This window comes from Gemmatimonadota bacterium, from assembly GCA_041390125.1.
Lineage (GTDB): Bacteria > Gemmatimonadota > Gemmatimonadetes > Longimicrobiales > Gaopeijiaceae > JAGQIF01.
Genome location: JAWKQN010000022.1, coordinates 1 through 20,376 on the forward strand (window position 1 = coordinate 1; position 20,376 = coordinate 20,376).

Annotated in this window: 11 protein-coding genes; 3 read left to right on the forward strand and 8 right to left on the reverse strand. The window is 70.7% G+C overall.

The window, feature by feature from the left end; translation table 11 throughout:
- Positions 1–141: 141 nt before the first annotated feature.
- A complete protein-coding gene (locus R3E98_19345) occupies positions 142–4,041 on the reverse strand; it encodes an Ig-like domain-containing protein (GenBank protein MEZ4425559.1) in 3,900 nt (1,299 codons plus the stop codon).
- A 529-nt stretch (positions 4,042–4,570) separates the two neighbouring features.
- On the opposite strand from R3E98_19345, the gene R3E98_19350 reads away from it, so the two are divergent.
- Positions 4,571–5,605, forward strand: a complete 1,035-nt coding sequence (locus tag R3E98_19350) for a polysaccharide deacetylase family protein (GenBank protein ID MEZ4425560.1) — start codon at positions 4,571–4,573, stop codon at positions 5,603–5,605.
- Positions 5,606–5,723: 118 nt separating this feature from the next.
- Here the strand turns inward: R3E98_19350 and R3E98_19355 are convergent, their stop codons facing one another.
- The 5 genes from R3E98_19355 to R3E98_19375 form a co-directional block, all read right to left on the reverse strand.
- Positions 5,724–9,596, reverse strand: coding sequence for an Ig-like domain-containing protein (locus tag R3E98_19355; protein ID MEZ4425561.1), 3,873 nt, complete (start codon positions 9,594–9,596; stop codon positions 5,724–5,726).
- Between the two features lie 347 nt (positions 9,597–9,943).
- Positions 9,944–11,821: an asparagine synthase (glutamine-hydrolyzing) gene (gene asnB / locus R3E98_19360; GenBank protein MEZ4425562.1), complete on the reverse strand. Its 1,878-nt coding sequence runs from the start codon at positions 11,819–11,821 to the stop codon at positions 9,944–9,946.
- Positions 11,821–12,945, reverse strand: a complete 1,125-nt coding sequence (locus R3E98_19365) for a glycosyltransferase (protein MEZ4425563.1) — start codon at positions 12,943–12,945, stop codon at positions 11,821–11,823. Before R3E98_19365 ends, asnB begins: the two co-directional genes overlap by 1 nt.
- Positions 12,942–14,327, reverse strand: a complete 1,386-nt coding sequence (locus R3E98_19370) for an O-antigen ligase family protein (GenBank protein ID MEZ4425564.1) — start codon at positions 14,325–14,327, stop codon at positions 12,942–12,944. The genes R3E98_19365 and R3E98_19370 overlap by 4 nt, the downstream gene beginning before the upstream one ends.
- A gap of 352 nt (positions 14,328–14,679) precedes the next feature.
- A complete protein-coding gene (locus R3E98_19375) occupies positions 14,680–15,429 on the reverse strand; it encodes a methyltransferase domain-containing protein (GenBank protein ID MEZ4425565.1) in 750 nt (249 codons plus the stop codon).
- Positions 15,430–15,680: 251 nt separating this feature from the next.
- Between R3E98_19375 and R3E98_19380 the strand changes: the two genes are divergently transcribed.
- Together R3E98_19380 and R3E98_19385 are read left to right on the forward strand one after the other, a co-directional pair.
- A complete protein-coding gene (locus R3E98_19380) occupies positions 15,681–17,405 on the forward strand; it encodes a hypothetical protein (GenBank protein MEZ4425566.1) in 1,725 nt (574 codons plus the stop codon).
- Positions 17,406–17,430: 25 nt separating this feature from the next.
- Entirely contained in the window at positions 17,431–18,627 is a 1,197-nt protein-coding gene (locus tag R3E98_19385; protein MEZ4425567.1) for an aminotransferase class V-fold PLP-dependent enzyme, read from the forward strand.
- On the opposite strand, the gene R3E98_19390 is transcribed toward R3E98_19385, so the two are convergent.
- Together R3E98_19390 and R3E98_19395 are read right to left on the reverse strand one after the other, a co-directional pair.
- Positions 18,610–19,224, reverse strand: coding sequence for a GNAT family protein (locus R3E98_19390; protein ID MEZ4425568.1), 615 nt, complete (start codon positions 19,222–19,224; stop codon positions 18,610–18,612). The two genes, R3E98_19385 and R3E98_19390, sit on opposite strands and share 18 nt — an antisense overlap.
- Complete coding sequence (locus R3E98_19395; protein MEZ4425569.1) at positions 19,221–20,321, reverse strand: hypothetical protein; 1,101 nt, start codon at positions 20,319–20,321, stop codon at positions 19,221–19,223. Before R3E98_19395 ends, R3E98_19390 begins: the two co-directional genes overlap by 4 nt.
- Between the last annotated feature and the right edge of the window lie 55 nt (positions 20,322–20,376).

Consider the following 20,376-nt stretch of genomic DNA (forward strand, 5'->3'; position numbering starts at 1 on the left):
AAGGGCATCGGCTGCCACGAGATCGTCTTCCGACGCCTCGATCCGAAGCCCTGATCGGCTTCCACCTGGAGAACGCAGAAGCGCGCCGGCCCCGTCGGGACCGGCGCGCTTCGTTTTGTGGGGGTTCGCAGCGAGTCGTGGTCAGTTCACTCCGGCCGTCTGCGCGCTGACCTGCCCGAAGTCCGCGCCCTTCCCCGCGTAGGGGCTGCCCGACGTGAGCCGGTAGTCGAGACCGGACGCGTTCACGAAGCCGACCTGGGAGAGGTTGGCCGGGAAGTGGTTCCCGCTGGGATACCGGGAGGCATCGGCTCCCACGATCACGTTGCCGGAGAAGACGTAGCCGGGCGCCATGTAGGTGTTCAACCCCTGACTGCCCTCGCCCGCGCCACTGCCGAACACACCGTACTGACCCTTGGTCACGATGTTGTTGCGGAACGTGAAGTTGGGGATGCCCTTCTGGCCGTCGATGATCATCGTGGCGCGCTGTGCGATCCCGGTGTTGTTCTCGATGGTCAGATTGTCCACGTGATCGAGCACCTGGAAGAGGATGCCTTCGCCTCCGAACGTGCTCTGACCACCGAGCTGATCGATGACGTTGTGCGCGATCAGGATGTTGTTCGTGGATCCGGACGGCTTGCTGAAGACCCGCTCGGAGATGTTGATCCCCTGGGCGTGGTTGCGGATCACGTTGTAGCGCATCGTGATGTGCTCGGTGACCGCCCACGTGGCGGCACCGCTCTGGTTGGCCGTCTTGATGATGATGGCGAACCCGACCTGCGCATCCTTCCACGTGTTCTCGAGGATGTTCCCTTCGAAGACCACGCGGCGCGCCATCTTCAGCTCGAAGTGGTTCTTGACCGTCCACTTCCCCTGCCAGCTCGGGGGCCGGTAGAAGTGGTTGTGGCGGATCTCGATGTCGGACGGAACCAGGTTGGCGATCGACGGATCGGCGCCACCGAACATGACCGTCTCACCGGACCCTTCCAGGTGGTTGTTGACGATCTTGAACGGGCCCGGGGCGTTCCAGGCCAGGATGGCCTGCGCGTCGGCGCCGTTGAAGTGGCAGTCGCCCAGCCAGGAGTCGACCACGGCGGAGGGCGAGGCGTTGAGCTCCACACACCGCTTGGTGCCCTGGTTCGGCGCGCCGTGGATGTAGACGCGGTCCAGGATGATGTCGCTCGGAACGTTCGCGAGCGTGTTCTGCGCACCGCCGCTCTCGCCCACGCGCACCACGTGGTAGTTGAGCGGGATCGATGGATTGAGCCCGATCTCCACGCCCATGATCCGGTACTGCGAGGCACCGGCCCGCACCCAGAGGGCGGGCGCGCTGCTCTGCCCGACGATCTTCGCGAAGCTGGCGGCGGACGTCGGCGTGACGCGCGTGCCCTGCGCGGGCAGCGGGGTATTGGTGGTGATCACGATCCAGCCGGAGCCGGGCTTCGCGGGCAGCTCGAAGTCGCCGTTGAAGGTGGCGCCGGCGTCCAGCATGAGGATGTCGCCGCGCTGCGCCTGGTTGATGGCGCTCTGCAGGTTGTCCCCCTGCCGCACCCGGATCGTGCGTCCGCCCGTGGGCGCCTGATACGTGGTGTTCACGTACGTGCGCGGGAGCTCCGGCGCACCCGCGGCGGGAGGAGGCGGGGGCGGGGGGGTGCTGCTGCTGGTGACGGTCAAGGCGCCCTGCCCGGTCATCACCGGACCGGCCAGGACATGCGGGCCGCTCACGCGGGCAGCCGCCAGGATCGCGCTCGACCCGGCCGTCAGGCCCGTGGCCCGGCCGCTCCCGTCCACCGCCACCACCTGGGGATTGGCCGACGTCCAGGCGAAGGACACACCCGGGATGGGGCTACCGCCCGGATCCTTGGCGGTGGCGCTGAACTGGACGCTGCCGCCCACCGGGATGGACTGCGTGGAGGGGCTGACGGCGACCTGCGCCACCATCTGGTTCACTTCCACCGTGACGCTGTCGCAGGCGCTGACGAGGCAGGCCACCACCGTGGCGCGCCCCAGGGCCTTGCTGACCACACGCCCGAGGGCGTCCACGCTCGCAATGGAGGTTGCCCGCGAGGTCCAGGTGAGACCGGTCGTCGGCATCTGCACTCCCTGGGCGTCGTACGCCTTGCCCTGCAGCTGGATCGTCTGGCCGAGGGCGCTGAAGGTCGGTGTCGTCGGGGTGATGGCCACGCGGCTCACCGACGACGCGACCGTCACCGCGGCCTGGCCCGTCACTCCATTGAGGCTGGCCCGGATGGTGGCCGCACCCGGCGCCACCGCCCGGACCTGCCCGCTGGCATCCACGGTCGCGACCGCGGAGGCCGAGGAACTCCATTGCATACCCGCAGCCGGGACCGGGTTCCCGGCGGCATCGACCGCCGTGGCCACGAAGCTGCGCGATTCCCCGGTGCTGAGTGAGGCCGTCGACGGCGTCACCCGCACCTCGGCGACCGCGCCGGCCGTGGCGCTGGCCACAAAGGTGGTCGCCGGAAGCCCACCGGCCCGGGCCACCACCTGTTGCGAGCCCGCCACGCTCCCCAACGTCCAGCGGACGGAAGCCCGTCCTGCACCGTCGGTTGCGGTCACACCATGGTCCACAATACCGGTCCCGCTCGCGACCGTCCAGTTGACCGAGATGCCCGCCAGTGGCTGGCCGCCGGCGTCCCGGACCTCGACCACGAGGGGCTCGGGCAAGGTCTGGCCCACCGGCGCCGACTGTGCCTGCCCGCTCACGGCCCGGAGCGAAGCCGGGCCTCCGGAGGACAGGACCGAGATCGACGTCGCCGCCATGCGGTTTCCATCCACCGTATGCGCCTCGACGACCGCCGCGCCGGCGGCGACGCCCCGGACGATGCCGTCATCCACGGCGACCACCCCGCGGTCCGACGTGGACCAGGTCAGCGCGGGGGACGTCAGCTCGTTCCCGAAGCGGTCCCGCACGGTGACGTCGAGCGTCGCGCGCTCGTTCACGCCCAGGTCGAGCGCCTGCGGCTCCATCTGCACCAGGTAGGGCGAGGACGGCTTCGCGCGCGCCTTGAACCACACCTCATAGCCTCCATCCAGGCGGGCCACGGCCCGCTGATCGCCCGATTGCTGGCCGAGCCGCCACCGCACTCCGGAGACGCCGGACGCGTTGGCGCTGGCCGCCACCGCGGCGGCTCCGCCGCTCGCCACGCTGGCGCCGCCCACGGACCCGTTCACGAACTCCCAGCGCACCGGCGCGCCGGGCACCGGGTTCCCATGCTCGTCCTCGACCTGCACGCGCAGCTCGGAGGTCAGCACCTCGTCCACCGACGCCACCTGGTCGTCGCCGCTGAGCAGGCGCAACCGCAGGCGGTCCTTCGACGCCTTGCCGGTCGCGCGCAGGTAGACGGTCGGAACTCCCGCCACCTCGGCGGCCACGGCGTTGTCTCCCGGCTCCGCACCCAGCTTCCAGGCGAAGCGCGCCGATCCGTCGGCGCGGGTCACGGCTTCGGCGGGCGAGACCTCCCCATCCCCCAACTCGACGCGGAACCGCACGGTGACACCGGCCACCGGCAGCCCTCCGCGGTCGACGACCCGGATGCCGACGCTGTCCGCGAGCGTGGCTCCGACCACCCCTTCCTCCACACCATCCGACATGGGGCGCAGCGTCCCGGGTCTCGGATCGACGATCACGAGGGCGCTGACGGTCTTCGTGCCCAGCGTCGCGCTGATCCGGGACTGCCCGGGGAGGCGCCCCGTCACAGTCCCACCCGCCGCCACGCTCACGTTCGCCGGCGCGCTGCTCCTCCAGGAGACGTTCCCGCTGTTCGGGAACGAGGTGAGCTCCGCGCCCTGCGGAGTGCGCAGGGACAGTCGCAACGCGCCCGCGTCTCCGTCGACCAGCGTGAGCACGGAGGGCGTCAGGACCAGTTCGCCCTCGACGCGCATCTCGATGTCCATCGGCGGAGTGAGGGCGTCCGATCCGCAGGCGGTCGAGAGGACGGCCGTAGCGAGCGCGAGCAGCGGACGGAACGGCGTGGGCGGCGTGGTGCGGGACAAGGCGGTGAGACGAGAAGCGAAGCGCACGGCTGACGATCCCCCAAAGCAACTCGTGAATCCGGTGAAGCCGCGCCGCGCGGAGGGTCATCGCTCGTCGCGATCGCGCAACACGAATGGCTTCCGACCGTGGCATCGGGAGAGCAAACGGAGGGCCCTGCGGCCGTGCGAGTGCGCTAACTGACGCAGATTCACGGACCTATCCCACATGGTCCGCATGGTGGCACGTGCTGCGTGATCGCGACTTCGGGAACAGCGGGTCGACGCGCGCGCGCACCTTCTGCCGTGGCATCGAGGCGGCGTGGGATGACCGCTACGCGAGAGGCGGGGGAGATCCCCCCTGGAAGGTGGGGCGTGTCCTCCACGCGGCGTCGCCGCGACACGTCGGGGCCGTCGTCGATGCGTCCCGTGGGTGCCGTCGTGGCCGCCCCGAGGGCGCAACGGGCCGGCCGAATCGCGCCGGGCTCGTGGACCACGGCTTGCTTGCCGGGAGCGGCAGCCGCTTCTTTGCCTCGGACCGCACGCCCGACCCGCCCATCACAGGGAGTCGCCCGTCTCCATGGGAATCCTCAGCTCTGCCCGCGTCCTCACGCTCAAGAGCCTGCGGGGCACCGGTGTCTCCCATGCGATCGGCTCCAGTACCTGGCGACGGCGCCGGCTCCTCATCCTGGCCTACCACGGGATCTCCCTGCGCGACGAGCACGAGTGGGATCCGACGCTGTTCGTCTCGCCCGCCTTCCTGGAGCGCCGCCTGGAGCTGCTGCGTCGCCGGGGCTGCGCAGTCCTCGACCTGGGCGAGGCCGTCGAACGACTGGCGCGCGGTGACCTGCCGCCCCGCGCCGTCGTGCTGACGTTCGATGACGGCCTGTACGACTTCCTCGCGGCCGGCGTGCCCCTGCTGCGCGCCTACCAGATGCCCGCGACGCTGTATTCGTCCACCTACCACACGCTGGATCAGCGGGCCGTCTTCAACGTGGCCGGGCGCTACGCCCTGTGGAGATCCGCTGTGCCCGGGATCGACCTGAGCGAGATCCTGGGCACCGGCAGCGTCTTCGAGCGGGCACGCTTCGGCGAGGCCTGGCAGGCGATCCTCGCCGACTGCGAGCGTCGGGACGCCAGCGCGGAGGACAAGGACACCGTGCTGGAGCGGCTCTGCGCGGCCCTGGACGTGGACCTGGTGGCCATCCGTTCGGAGCGACTCTTCACGCTCCTCACGTTGGAGGAGCTGGGCGAGGTGGCCGGAGCCGGCTTCGACGTGCAGCTGCACACGCACCGGCACCGCAGTCCCCTGGAGCGGGAGGCCCTGCGGCGGGAGATCGAAGACAACCGCGCCCTGCTCGCAGGCGTGACCTCCCGCCCGCTGACGCACTTCTGCTACCCGTCGGGCCGCTATGGGCTGGAGCAGCTGCCCTGGCTGCGGGAGCTCGGGATCGCGAGCGCGACCACCTGCCGCCCGGATCTGGTGCCGCCCGGGTGCGACCCGCTCCTCCTTCCTCGCTTCATCGATACGATGATGATCTCCGACGAGGTCTTCTGCGCGTGGCTGGACGGGACCATGTCCCTGCTTCCGCGCCGGAGGCGCTGGGCCAGCTAGGATCGGCGATCCCGCCACCCTCTGCCGTCCTGCGCCGCGTCCACTGCCCGCAGAAACGAAGCGGGGGAGCGCCGAAGCGCTCCCCCGCGGATCGTGTGCCCTCGAACTCGGGCGCCGGTCAGTTGGCTCCGGCCGTCGCTCCGTTCACGCTGCCGATGTCGGCGCCCCTTCCCTGGTAGGGACTGGAACCGCTCAGCCGGTAGTCGCCGGCACCGACATTCACGAAGCCCACCTGCGACACGTTCCCGGGATACGCGTTCCCGGAACTCGAGGGATACATGCCCGCGGGCGCACCCACGATGACATTCCCTGAGAAGGAGTGACTGGTCGTGTAGGCATTGAGTGCGGATGTGCCCTCGCCGTGACCGCTGCCGAAGATCCCGAACTGGCCGCGGGTCACGATGTTGTTGTTGAACTGGAAGCCGGGGATCCCGGTCGAGCCGGCAAAGATCAGCGCGGCGCGTTCCGCGAAGCCGGTGTTGTTCTCGATCCGGATGTTGGTCATCGGGTCGAGCACCTGGAACAGGATGCCGTCACCACCGAAGGAGCTCTTCGGCCCCAGCCTCTCCAGGACGTTGTGCGCGATCAGCACGTTGTTGGTCGTGCCGGACGCCTTGCCCGAGGCAGCCGCGGAGATGTTGATCCCGTTGGCCACGTTGCGGAAGACGTTGTAGCGCATGGTCACGTGCTCCGTGACCGCCCAGGGTGCACCGCCGCCCTGGTTGGCGGACTTGATCACCACCACGAACCCGGTCTGCGCGTCCTTCCAGTTGTTCTCGACGATGTTGCCCTCGAAGAGCACCCGGCGCGCCATCTTGAGCTCGAAGTGGTTCTTGACCGTCCACTGCCCCCTCCAGCTCGGAGGCCGGAAGAAGTGGTTGTGCTTGATCTCGATGTCGGACGGGATCAGACCGGAGATGGACGGATCGGCTCCGCCGAACATCACGGTCTCTCCCGATCCTTCCAGGTGGTTGTTCACGATCTTGAACGGACCGGGGGCGTTCCAGGCCAGGATGGCCTGCGCGTCCTGACCGTTGTAGTGGCACTCCGCCAGCCAGGAATCCACGACGGCGGCCGGTGAGGCGTTCATCTCCACGCAACGCTTCGTGGGCTTGTTGGTGGCCCCGTGCACGTAGACGCGGTCCAGGATGATGTTGGAGGGGACCCGCGACAGCGTGTTCTGCGCCGAGCCGGTCTCACCCAGGCGGACGATGCCGTAGTTGAAGGGCGCCGACGTGGACACGCCGATCTCCACCCCCATGATGCGGTACTGCGACGATCCAGCCAGCACCCAGAGCGCGGGCGCCGTATTGTCCGTCATGATCCGGGCGAAATTGGACGCGCTCGACGGCGTGACCCGCGTGCCTTGTGACGGCAACGACGTGTTCGTCGTGATCACGATCCAGCCGCTTCCCGACTTCGCCGGCAACCGGAAGTTGCCCGTGAAGGTGGCGCCGGGATCCAGCAGCAGGATGTCGCCCCGTTGCGCCTGGTTGATGGCGACCTGCAGGTCGTCGCCCTGCCGCACCCGGATCTGGCGACCGTTGGGCGCCTGATAGGACGTCTGCACGTACGCTTGCGGAAGCTGCGGCACGCTCCCGCTCGGGGGCGGCGGCGGCGGCGGCGGCGGCGTGCTGCCACCGGCCACGTTCACCGTCACCTGGCCCGACGCGGAGCCCGCCGATCCGTGCGAGGCGGAGGCGGTCACGGTGGTGGTCCCGGACTTGAGACCGGAAACCATCCCGGAACCGCTGACGCTGGCGACCGCCGGCGTCCCCGACGACCAGGACAGCGACGCACCGGTCACGGCGTTGCCGTTCTTGTCCTGGGCCTGCGCGTTCAGCTGCAGCTGCCCCCCCATCGCGACGGAAGGCGAGCTCGGGCTGATCTGGACCTTGGACAGCTTCTGCGCCACGCCGACCTGGACGCTGTCGCAGGCGTTCCCGGCGCAGGCCTTGAGCCAGGACTGGCCGTTGGCTCGCGAGGTCGCTTGACCCACACCGCTCACGCTCAGGACCGAGCTGTTGCTCGAGCTCCACTGGAAGGCGACACCCGAGATCTTCGTACCGGATGCGTTGAACGCGGAGGCGGAGAGCCCGAAGACCTCACCGAACGCGCTGACCTGTGATACGGGGCTGCTCAACGTCACGCGGCTCACGCTGGAGCCCACCGTGACGGAGGCCGTCCCGGAGACGGACCCCGACCGGGCCGTGATCACCGCCACACCGGTGCCGGCCCCGCGCACCTGTCCATCATCGACGATTGCGACCGACGCGTTGGACGTGGTCCAGGTGAAGTTGGCGCCCTTGACGGGGTTGCCCTGGGCGTCCAGGAGCACGGCGTTGAGGGTCCGGATCTGTCCGATCTGCAGCGCCAGTGACGTGGGCGTGAGCTGGACGCGCGCGGCGCCGCCTGCGGAGGCGGACGCCACGAAATTGGCCGGTTGCAGCCCCGCGGCCGTGGCGGCCACGCGCTGCGTGCCGGAGTTGGGGCCCAACGTCCACTGCACGGAGGTGCGGCCGTTCGAATCGGTGGTCGTCACGTCGGTGGAGACGCTGCCGCCTCCCGACGTGACGGCCCAATTGACCGACATGTTGGGCACGCCCCGGCCCTGTCCGTCGCGGACGATCGCGACGAGCGGCTGGGGCAGCGTGGCGTTGACGCTCGCCGATTGACCGCCGCCCGAGGCGGCGATGAGCTGCGCGGCACCGGTCGACGTCACGAACAGCGTGGCCACACCGGACTTGGAATCGGCGGAAGCGGCGATCCAGGCTTTCCCGCTGGACACGCCCGTAGCTACGCCGTTCCCGTTCACGGTCGCGACGCTCTCATCCGACGACTTCCAGTTGAGCGATGCGTTCGGGATCACGTTGCCGAAGCCGTCGTAGGCCTTGGCCTGGAACTGGATGGTCCGACCGACGTCGACCTCCAGCTGGCGGGGTGTGGTGACGATGCGGTCGATGAGGCCGGCCTGGGCCTTGGCATCGAACCACACGGTGTTGCCGTTGGCGAGGCGGGCCACGGCGCGCTGCTCGCCGGCGGCGGCACCGAGCTTCCACTGGACCTCGGACGTGCCGGCCGCCGTCGTGTTCTGCGCCATGGTCAACGGGACGCCCGCCGGAGAAGCGGCCGCAGCGGCGCTTCCGGCCGAGCCCTGGGTGAACTCCCACGTGACCGGCTGGTTGGCCACCACCCGGCCCTGCTCGTCCACGACGCGCACGACCAGGGGTTCCTGGAGCAGCGCGTCGACCTCGCCTTCCTGCTGGTCCCCCCGGACGATCTCCAGACGCAGGCCGTCCGACGTCCGCTCCGCTTCGGCCTGCAGGTAGATCGAGGGGACTCCGTCCGCGTCCACGCGGACCGCCTGCAGCCCCACCGAGCTCCCCAGTCGCCATGCGAACGCGACGCGGCCGGATGCATCCGTGGTGGCCACCCGGGGCGAGACTGCACCCCCGCCCGCCTCGATCGTGAAACGGACCTGGGTGTTGGCCACCGGCAGCCCGCCACCGTCCATCAGGAACACCCCGACGCTGTCGGCGAGGGTGGCGCCGATCACGCCCTGATGCACCACCTCCAACATCGGGCGCAGCTTGTCGGGCTTGGGGCGGACGGCGACGAGCGCCACCGCCTGCTGTCCATTGAGCTCCGCGAAGACCCGGGTCTCGCCAGGGATCTTCGCGCTGACCACGCCACCGGCGCTCACCGACGCGATGGCAGGGTACTCAACCGTCCACTTGATGTTCTTGTCGTTCGGGAAGGACCCCAGCTCCTGACCCGTCAGGGTGCGGAGCACGGGCCGCAGGAACCCCGTCTCGCCGTCGCCGAGCGCCAGCTCTTCAGGATGGACGACGAGGTCGCCCGAGACGGGCTGTTCGAGGTCGAACGTCGGTCCGAGGGCATCGGACCGGCAGGAGGAGAGAGCGAGGACGAGGGCACACGCTGGGAGGGCGCCGCGCAGCGCACGGCGCGCCGGGCTGAACCGGATTCGCATGGGGCTTGTCAATTCCGCGTGGGTGTCTGGGTTCGACATCGAGGGGCGATGCCCACGCGCGCTGACGACGCCACGTGTGGCAGCCACACGACACCTGTCGCTGAGTCGCTACGCGCCTCTGCAACACCCGGGCCGCGCCGGAGCCCTGCGGACGGCCGATCGGAACGGCCTCAAGAAGTGGCGAACGAGGAGTAACTTAGAGGTGATGCGCGGGCGCAGCGTGGCGCGGCAGCCTCAGACCGGAGCCCGGGCCGAGCAGCGCGTCCGATGCATCGAAGCGATACGCCGTGCCCCGAAAACGTCGATCTGACGCCATTTGTTTGCGAAGGGCCGCACCCGCTCGCGGATCAGCGACCCTCGACCAGCGCCGCGAGGTCCCGGGACGGGGCCGCCCCCTCCGCCGTCAACCACAGGTCGAGGACGACCAGCCTCCACAGCGTCGCGGACTGGTCGCGGCGCCCCGCGTGATGCTCGCGGAGGACCCGTTGCAGCGCCGCATCATCCACCCACGGCGCGAGGGCGTCGGAGGTGGCCAATGCGTCGACCCGGTGCTTGAGCTCCTTCCGGAACCAGTCGCGCAGGGGGACGCCGAACCCCTGCTTCCGCTTCTCCAACACGCGCGGCGGGAGCAGCGGGCCCACGGCCTCGCGCAGGATCCATTTGCCCACCCCGCCCCGGATCTTCAGGCCGGAGGGGATGCGCATGGCCAGCTCGGCCAAGCGGTAGTCCAGGAGTGGAACGCGCGCCTCCAGGGAGACCGCCATGGACATGCGGTCGACCTTGGTGAGGATGTCGCCCGGGAGGTAGGTGAGCAGGTCCACGCTCATCATCCGGTGCGCGAGCGACCCGTTCGGCACCTGGCGGAACCATGGATCGAGGAGCCGGTCGAACGGGTTGGCACGGGCCGTCAGAGCGGCCGAGCCCACGCCGCCCTCGCGCGGATCCAGGGAGCGGCCCACCCGACCCGCGTAGCGCCCCTCGGCATCGCGGGTCCAGTCCAACATCAGGTTCCGCCCGAACGTCGCCTGGGGCAGGCGCCGCACCAGACCGCCCAGCGCCGGGGCCAGCGCGTCGGGCGGCCCGCGCCGGGTGCGGAGCACCTCGTCGTAACGCTCGTAGCCGCCGAACAGCTCGTCCCCGCCATCCCCCGACAACGCGACCTTCACGTGACGACGGGCCAGCTCGCTGACCAGGAACGTCGGAATGGACGAGGGATCGGCGAAAGGTTCGTCGAACGCCAGGACGACCTGCTCGATCAGGGCGTCGACATCGGGACGCACGATGAGCTGTGTGTGATCGGTGCCGAGCGCTTCGGAGACGGCCCGCGCGTCGTCGGCCTCGTTGAACTCGGGCTCCTCGAAACCGATGGAGAACGTGCGCACCGGCTGGCTCGAGTGGCGCGTCATGTAGGCCACGACCGTGGACGAGTCGATGCCTCCCGACAGGAACGCGCCGAGCGGCACGTCCGCGATCATGCGGATGCGCACGGCATCCTCGATGAGGCGCTGGATCTCGGCGGTCGCCTCGGCCTCGTCCAGGCCGGGATCCTCGTCCCGTAACGGGGTCCACCACGGCTCGATGCGCACGCCCTCGCTCCGGCTCCACGTGAGGCGGTGACCCGGCGGGAGCTTGCGCACACCCTGGTAGATGGTCAGCGGATCGGGGACGTAGCCGAGCATCAGGTAGAGCGCCAGCGCCTCCTCGTCCAGCTCGGGTCGGAAACGATCGAGCGCCCGGATGGACTTGAGCTCGGAGGCGAATGCCACACCGCCCGCCGTCTCCCAGTAGTAGAGCGGCTTGATGCCCAGGCGGTCCCGCGCGACCAGGAGCCGTTCGGTGCGATCGTCCCAGATGGCGAAGGCGAACATCCCGTTCAGGCCCTGGACGACGTCGACGCCCCGCTCCTCGTAGAGATGGACGATGGCCTCGGTGTCCGAGTGCGTCGCGAAGGTGTGCCCGGAGGCCTCCAGCGCGCGCCGCAGCTCCGGATGGTTGTAGATCTCGCCGTTGAAGACGATGGTGCAGCGCCCATCCTCCGACGAGATCGGCTGATGCCCGCCCGCCAGGTCGATGATGCTCAGCCGCCGCATGCCGAGCGCCACCCGCGGTCCCATGTGATAACCGCAGTCGTCCGGCCCCCGATGGACGATCACGTCGCACATCCGCTCCAGCGCCGCCTGCGGGGGCGCGTCCTCCCAACCGGCCCACCCCGCGATCCCGCACATCAGTGCCTGCCCTCCAGCATGCGATCATAGAGCTGTTCGAGGGCACCCACCGTACGCGGAACCGTGTACGCCTCCGCGCGGCGTCGCCCTTCCGCCCCCATGCGGGCCCGCAATCCCGCGTCCGCCAGCAAGCGCGACATGGCCTGGGCGAAGCCATCCGCGTCGCCGGCCGGGACCAGGAAGCCGTTGGCATCGTGCTCGATGGCGTCGGGCGCGCCGCCGACCGCGGTGGTGACGACGGGGCGGCCCATGGCCATGGCTTCCAGCAGCGTGTTGGGAAAGCCTTCGCTGGCCGAGCTCAGGAGCGAGACATCGAAGACCGCGTGCATGCTGGGGCGGCTGGCGCGCCGGCCGGCGAAGCGTACGCGCGCGCCCAGGTCCAACCGCTCGACGAGCGCCCGCAGGCTCTGCTCCTCGGGTCCGTCCCCGACGAGGACCAGATAGGCGTCCGGCCACTGCCGACCCACCTGCGCGAACGCCGTGATCATCATGGCCAGGTCCTTCTCCGGCCGGAGACGCGCCACCGAGCCCACCACCAGCGCATTCCCGGGCAGCGCCAGCTCCGCCTTGCGGTCCGCGATCCATCCGGAGGGCGGCGGCGCCAGGGCCTCGTCCTCGAGGAAGTTCGGGATCACGTGGATGCGATCTCCCGGAACCCGATCCTCCTCCGCGACGATCCGCCCCACGGTGCGCGAGTTGGCCAGCACGCCATGGGCCAAGCGGTACGACAGGCGATTCAATGTCCCCAGGCGATCCTGCGTGGGCGTCTTGAACCAGCGACGGCTGGCGAGCACGGTTGGAACGCCGGCCCAGCGCGCCACCGGCACGCCGAAGACGTTCTCGTAGATGCCCTGGGCGTGGAAGATCTGGATGCGCTCGCGCCGCAGGTACGCGGCCAGCGCCCGCGCCTGCCGGACGGGTGGGGGCTTGACCAGCGATCCGAGCGTGAACGTCTCGATGGGGATGCCGGCCGCCCGGTATCGGGCCTGTAGCGTCCCGCGTTCCGAGAGGGCCACGACGCGCAGATCGAAGCGCGAGCGATCCAGATGCTCTGCGGTCCTGACCGCGTTGAGCTCCGTCCCCGCCTCCTCGAACCCGTCGACGCAGAAGACGACCGGGATCATCTCGGCGTAGCGAATGCGTAGGCGGGCAGGGGCCGCCCTCCCATCGGGGGAACGAGGCCCGCCCGGGCCGCCTTGAACTCCGCGGCGCGGCGCTCTCCGAGCGAGGCGGCCGCGTAGATGGTGGCGATGTGCACGTACAGGAACGACAGCAGCGCGAAGGAGCCGAAGATCCCGGCCACCAGGAACGCGATCAATGCGTTCTGCAGGAAGCGGATCTGCATCGCCAACCCGGGGTCGTAGCGTCGGAGCCGCCGTCGAGCACGCGAGGCGTGGCGCATCACGGAAACGATCAGCGCGAGGAAGAGAGCCACGCCGATGAATCCGGTCTCGGCCGCGAGGGTCAGGTACGTGGAGTGGGCATCGCGCCCGCCCCGCGCGGAGATGGTGATGGAGACATCGAAGCGGGTGGCCTGCCGGTGCTTGATGCGGTACGTGCCCAGGCCCCACCCGGTCACCGGCCGGTCCATGAAGATGCCGGCCGCGGTCTTCCAGATCTCGAAGCGCCCCTCGGCGGAGTTCGAGTCGTCCAGGGCCGTCAGGTCGCCGCTGGAGGCGGCCTTGAGGCCCAGGAAGCGGTCCAGGATGTCGGACGGGGTGAACATGGCCACCACGCCGACCAGGAAGACGAGGCCGCTGATGGCCCGGAGCTTCTTGTGGTGGCCCGCCACCGACAGGAACACCATGGGGATGAGGGCCAGCATGGCGCCGCGCGACTGCGTGATGATGATCACGAAGCCGCACACCCCGACGGACGCGAGTGCACCGAGACGGGCCAGGTGGTGCCCCTTCTCCTGCATCATGTAGAGGGCGATGCCGAGCGGGAAGAAGGTCAGCGCGGCCAGATCGTTCGGGTTCTCGTAGATGTAGTTCCAGATGGCGCGCCCGAAGAGGGTGTTGCCCCCGGTCACCCAGTTGAGGATGGAGCCGCGGCCGGGATAGACCAGGAAGCTGCCCAGGAACACGAGCAGGAAGAGGCGCAGGCGGGGCACGTCCGTGAGGACGTTGACCGCCACGAACATGATGGCGCCCACCTTGGCCAGCTGGATGACGGTGTTCCAGGTCGACAGGGGATCCGCCGACAGGGTCCACCCGACGAGGCCCCACAGCACGAAGCCGCCGAAGATGAAGACGATCGGCGGCGCCTTGATCCTGCCCTTCTCGCCCGCGAGGCCGAGCAGGGCCAGCGCCATGGCCTCCGTACCGAGCGGGATCCGGGACGTGACCAGCGAGATGATGTAGACGAGGAAGGCGGCGTAGGAGATCGACCAGCGGACGCCCTTGAACCAGCCGAAGAGGTCGCTCTCGGCGACGTCCTCCGCGGACCGCTGCTTCCGGGAACGGCGCGCGGGGCCGGACCAGCCGGCACGGACTCCTTGGTTCACGGATACGCTCGACACGTCCGCCTACGGTCCTCCACCGGCCGCCGTCCGGCGGCCCGGGCTGGGTTGAAGATCCACTCGGGGGTCCCCCCCGCAAGCGGCGTCGGCCCCGGGTGGGGTGCCGGCGCCGCGTTGCCTGCTATGACAACCCCGTCGGGGGCAGCGCGGTCCGACCGCCCGCACCCCCCTCGGCAGGATCCGGACCGCGCCCGCCCGCATCCGCGCCCCCCGCTCCCGGGCGGTCCGCTGTGGCCCCCGGGGCACACTTCGAGGCTCGCGCGCCCCACGTCCGTCGCCCGGTTCCCAGGCGCAGGCCGGCCCTCGCCGCGGACACGGACGCGCCGGGACGAGGCGGCTACGCGGCTCTCCGCAGCTGGACGATGAGGTTGGTGCGGTAGCGCTCCAACGCCGGATTGCGCTCGAGCATCCGGAGCCAGAGCAGCTCGGCCAAGGCCAGCGGGGGCACGATGGCCGTCTGCGCCGTCGTGGTGACCCGCGCGATCCGCACCACCTCGAAGCCGGTCCGCTGGGCCAGCGCCTCCACCTGCTCCGCGGTGTTGGCGCGATAGAAGGTAGGATAGACGTCCTCGCTCTTACGCCGCTCCAGGACCGAGATCAAGGACCCCTTCAGGCCCTCCGGGAGGGCTGCGGCGATCCGCGCGATGTAGCCGTGGAGGTTCGGCGTGTGGAAGACGAAGGAACCACCAGGCCTCAGGACCCGCTGGATCTCCGAGAACTGGAGCGCCGGCTCCTCCAGGTGCTCGACCACCATGTTGGCGCTGACCAGGTCGAAGCTGCCGTCCTGGAAGGGCAGGCGCGAGACGTCCCCCACCACCTTGGGGCCGATCGTGCGGTGCTTGCGCAGCGCGGCCTCGTCCAGCTCCAGACCCACGAGGAGCGGCACGGACGAGACGAGCTCGCGCTCCTCCGCCTCCTGCCACTCGCGCAGCAGGTGCCATCCGCATCCCAGGTCGAGCCAACGCGGCCGCTCGGCGGCGAGCTCGCGGAGCGCGTCGTGGTACCGGCTCTGCGTGTGCCGCAGGCCCGGGACGATCCTCCGCTCCATGGCGAAGTACACCTGATACAGCCGCTGGTAGAGACCCACGCCATCCTCTGCTGAGACCGCGCGGCCCGGGTCGGGCCACGTGCTGCCTGCTGTCCGCCGCCCACCGGGCGGGAACCGACCGGGGCCTGGTCTGCATCTTCCATGCTCACCGGGGCCCGGCGGCGCCGGACCGGAATATGGGCGCCGGTCGCGTGCAGGCCACCCCGCCCCCACCGCGGCCTACGGCTTGCTCGCGCCCGGGGGCCGCTCTAGAGTCCGACGCCCTTCCGCCGGAGCCTGTCCCCGTCCCGATGATCGAGTCCTTCCACCTGCATTCGACGGGCACCGGCCCGCCGCTCCGGATCGGGGTGATGATCGACGGCTCCGAGCTGATCGACCCCTTCGCCGAGGTCCTCCGCCACATCCGCGACGCCGACTTCGCGGAGCTGGCGCTCGTGATCCGTCATGTCCCCCACGCGGTCGGAGGAGACCTCACGGGCTCGCGGCCGGTCCGCTGGGCCAAGGCCCTGGCCGACCCCAAGCGTCGTCGCCAGCTCCTCTACTCCCGCTACCTGCAGTGGGACGCCGCGCGGAATCCGGCAGCGGCCGCCACCCTCGACCTGGTCGACTGCTCGGACCTGTTCGAGGGCGTGCCCGAGGTCGCGGTCACTCCGCTGGGCAAGGGCTTCGTCCACCGATTCCCGGCGGATGCGCTCGCGGAGATCCGCTCCCGGGATCTCGACGTGATCCTGCGCTTCGGCTTCAACATCCTCAAGGGCGAGATCCTCGACGCCGCCCGCTACGGCATCTGGTCCTACCATCACGGCGACAACGACTTCTATCGCGGTGGCCCCCCGATGTTCTGGGAGGTGGCAGAGGACGCACCCCTGACCGGAACCATCCTGCAGGTGCTGAACGAGACCCTCGACGCGGGCCTGGTCCTCGCGAAGACGCTGGCGCCGACGGAGCTCGGGATGTCGCGCGCCGCCAATCTTCCCGCGGCCTATCGCGCCGCCGAGCCGATGGTCATCGAGAAGCTGCAGCGGCTCCACGAGCGCGGGTGGCAGGCCGTGCAGGCGGAGGCGGTGCCGGCGGCGCCGTTCCAGGGGCGCAAGAAGCTCTACCGCACGCCCGACAACCGCGAGATGGTCGGCTTCCTCGGCGGAAAGCTGGGCGAGGCCGTGCGGCGACGACTCGCCCGCGACCCCCGTCTGCGCCACTGGCAGGTGGCCCTGCGACCTCGGGCCGGCCACGCACCGTGGGAGGGTACCTGGCGCGACTTCCGCTGGCTGCGCTCCCCGCGCGGACACTACTACGCGGATCCGTTCCTGTTCGAGCACCAGGGCCGGGCGTGGCTCTTCGTCGAGGACTTTCCGTACGCGGACGAGCGCGGTGTCATCGCGTGCGCCGAGATCGCGGCCGACGGCCGCGTGGGCGAGTTCCGCACGGTGCTCGACCGCCCCTACCATCTGTCGTTCCCGTTCGTGTTCCAGCAGGACGGCTCGATCTGGATGATCCCGGAGGCCCTGCGCTCCGGACGCGTGGAGCTCTATCGAGCGACCTCGTTCCCGTTCCGGTGGGAGCTCGACCACGTCCTGTTCGAGCGACCCGGTCTCGACACGATCCTCCACGTGGGCGAGGACGGCAGGCACTATTTCTTCACGAGCCTGCGCAACCGCCCCGGCGCGCATGCCCACCTGTATCTCTTCACCGCCGATGATCTGCACGCGCCGTGGCGGCTCCACCCGGCCAGCCCTCTGAGCCGGGACGCGCGCTACGCGCGCAATGCGGGCGCGCTGTTCCAACAGGAAGGGACCTGGGTGCGGCCCAGCCAGGACACGACGTTGTGGTACGGACGTCAGACCCACTTCCACGCCATCGAACGCCTCACGGCCACGGAATACCGCGAGCATCTCGTGGGGACGCGCGGCGCGGAGTGGGGCGATTCCCTGGTCGGCACCCACACGTACTCCCACAGCGCGCGCTGGGAGGTCATCGACGGCATCGCGCTCGTCGATCCCATGCAACGCGGCTGACCACCCTCCCACCCGGACCCCCCTGATGCGACGCGCCGGCCGCCACTTCCTGCAGCTCCCCGGGCCCAGCAACGTCCCCGACCGCGTGCTGGCCGCCATGCACCGCAACACCATCGACCACCGCGGCCCGGAGTTCCAGGCGTTGGGGCTGCGGGTGCTCGAAGGCTTGCGCCACCTGTTCGGCACGGAGGGGCGCGTCTTTCTCTATCCCTCGTCGGCGACGGGGGCCTGGGAGGCGGCGCTCGCCAACACGCTCTCTCCCGGCGCGCGCGTGCTGGTGTTCGAGCGCGGCTTCTTCGCGGAGCAGTGGGGGCGGGTGGCCGCGCGGCTCGGCCTGGACGTGGTGGCCGTCCCTGGGGACTGGCGCCGCGGCGTCACCGCGGATGACCTGCACGCCGCGCTCGCCACCGATCCCGATCGGCGCATCGCCGCCGTGCTGGTGGTCCACAACGAGACCTCCACCGGGGTGACCACGGACCTGGCGGCGCTGCGTCCGGTGCTGGACGCCCTCGCGCACCCGGCCCTCCTGATGGCGGATACGGTGTCCTCGTTGGCTGCCTGTGACTACCGTCACGACGCCTGGGGCATCGACGTGTGCGTGAGCGGCTCCCAGAAGGCGCTCATGCTGCCGCCCGGGCTCGCCTTCGTCGCCGCCGGACCGCGCGCGCTGGCCGCCGCGGCGTCGGCCACCGCCCCGCGCTCCTACTGGAGCTGGAGCGAGCAGACGCGCTTCAACGACGAGGGCTTCTTCCCGTACACGCCCGCCACCGGGCTGCTCTTCGGCCTGGACGAGGCGCTCACCTTGCTCGCGCAGGAGGGGCTGCCGGCGGTCTTCGCCCGCCACGCGCGCCACGCCGCCGCCGCCCGGGCCGCGGTCGAGGCCTGGGATCTGGAGTGCTTCGCCGAGCGCGCGCACGAGCGCTCCGTGGCGGCGACCACGGTGCTGCTGCCCGCGGGGCACAGCGCCGATGCCCTGCGGAGCGTGATCCTGGAGCGCTGCGACATGTCCATCGGCGGGGGGCTGGGGCGGCTCGCCGATCGGGTGATCCGCATCGGACACCTCGGCGACTTCAACGATGTCATGCTGCTGGGCACGCTCGGGGGCGTGGAGCTGGGGCTGCGGGTGGCCGGGATTCCCCATCGCCCCGGCGGAGCGCAGGCGGCCCTGGCGCTCTTGGCCGACACCGCACCGCACGGGGTGGATTCAACCGCGCTCGGCTGAGCCCGACGGTCCTTCGCGCAGCCGGTGATCCAGCCGCGCGCGCACGTCCGGCCACTCGTCGGCCAGGATGCTGAACATGACCGTATCGCGCACGCTGCCGTCGCGCCGGGGCTGGTGGTGGCGCAGCACACCGTCCCGTCGGGCCCCGAGCGCGGCGATCGCCCGTTGCGAGCGCGCGTTCAGGATGTCCGTGCGCAGCCCCACCACGGCGCACCCGATCCGCTCGAAGGCGTGCGCCAGCAGCAACCGCTTGCAGGCCGGATTGACGTGCGTCCCCTGCCAGCGCCGACCGTACCAGGTGTAGCCGATCTCCACGCGGTCGATCGACGCCACGACGTCGTGGTAGCGCGTCGACCCGATCACCGATCCGGTGTCGAGCTCGCGCACGACCCAGGGGAGCATGTGGCCCGCCTCCTGCCCCTCCAGCGCGGCGCGCACGTACCCCGTCGTCTCGCCCGGCGCCGGCACGGACGTATACCGCAGCGTCCACAGCTCTCCGTCCGCGGCCGCCGCCTCCAGCGCGGACACGTGCTCCAGCGTGAGCGGCTCCAGGCGGACACCGCCCGCCTCGAGGGTCACCGGTTCCAGCGCGATCACGGGTCGGACTCCGGAAGCAGGTCTGGACGAGCGGCCCGCGCAGTGGACGCGGGGTCGCTGGAGTCTCGGGTCAGCGGCCCCCCCGGCACCAGGAGCATCGCGGTCCAGGAGGCGAGGACGAGGGTCCCGCCCCACGCGGACACCGTTCGGGTCCAGGCGCCGGCCCCCAGCCCCTGCAGGACCAGCGGAAGCGTGAGGACCCCCACCGCACCGAGGTAGAGCCAGCCCCCGCGGGAGCCCGGCACCCCGCGACCGGACAGCGCCAGCCCGCCCAGAACGGGGCCCAGCACCAGGAAGTGGATCGCCCCGATCACCACCGGATGGGTGTCGGGCAGCACGCCCAGCGCCATGCCGGACAGGCCGGCCGCCACCAGGAACCACGCGGCGCGCAGCCAGGCCTCGCCGGACGCGGTGCGCGCGGCGGCGGCCAGACCCAGGCCGTACGCCAGCAGGGCCGCGCGCGCCGGAGCCGCCGGCCAGGCCCCGAGCGCGGCGGCCCCGAGGAGGGCCGTGACGCCCCAGGCCGGCGCATGGCGGACGGTTGCGCCCTGCGCGAGGAGCGCGGAGGGGACGGCCACCCCGAGCAGCAGGATGGCGAGGAAGGTGGCGACGAAGGCGTAGGCGGTCGCGGGATCGGAATCCAGCCGCAGCGCGATCATGGGGACGCAGGCCAGCGCCGCGACGACCGCGGGGAGGACGGGCGCCAGGAGGTCGCGCGCGGCCCAGGTGCGCGCGCGCAGGCGCGCTGCCGACGTCAGCCACACCGCACCCACCACTGTGCTCCCGGCGATCGCCTCCGGCCCGTACCCCGCGCGCAGGAACCCCACGACGGCGACGGACGTGGCAACCGCGTACAGCACACCGGTGCGCCCGCTCGGCACCGGCGCTCCCGCCCTGCGCCAGGCCCGCCACGCGAGCGGCAGGAGGATGCCGTAGTAGCCGAGGTGCGAGTGCGCGTGGCGCAGGTGGGCGAAGTCGAGTGGGAGCGCCAACCCTCCCGCGAGCGCCCAACGCAGCCACACGCCGAGGCCCAGCGTGCCCAGCAGCGCCGCTGCGACTCCTGCTCGGATCCATTCCTCGCTTCCGGGAACGCGCATCGCGGGAGAAGCTCGGGCACCCACGCGCCCGCCGCCACCCGACCACCCGGGTGGA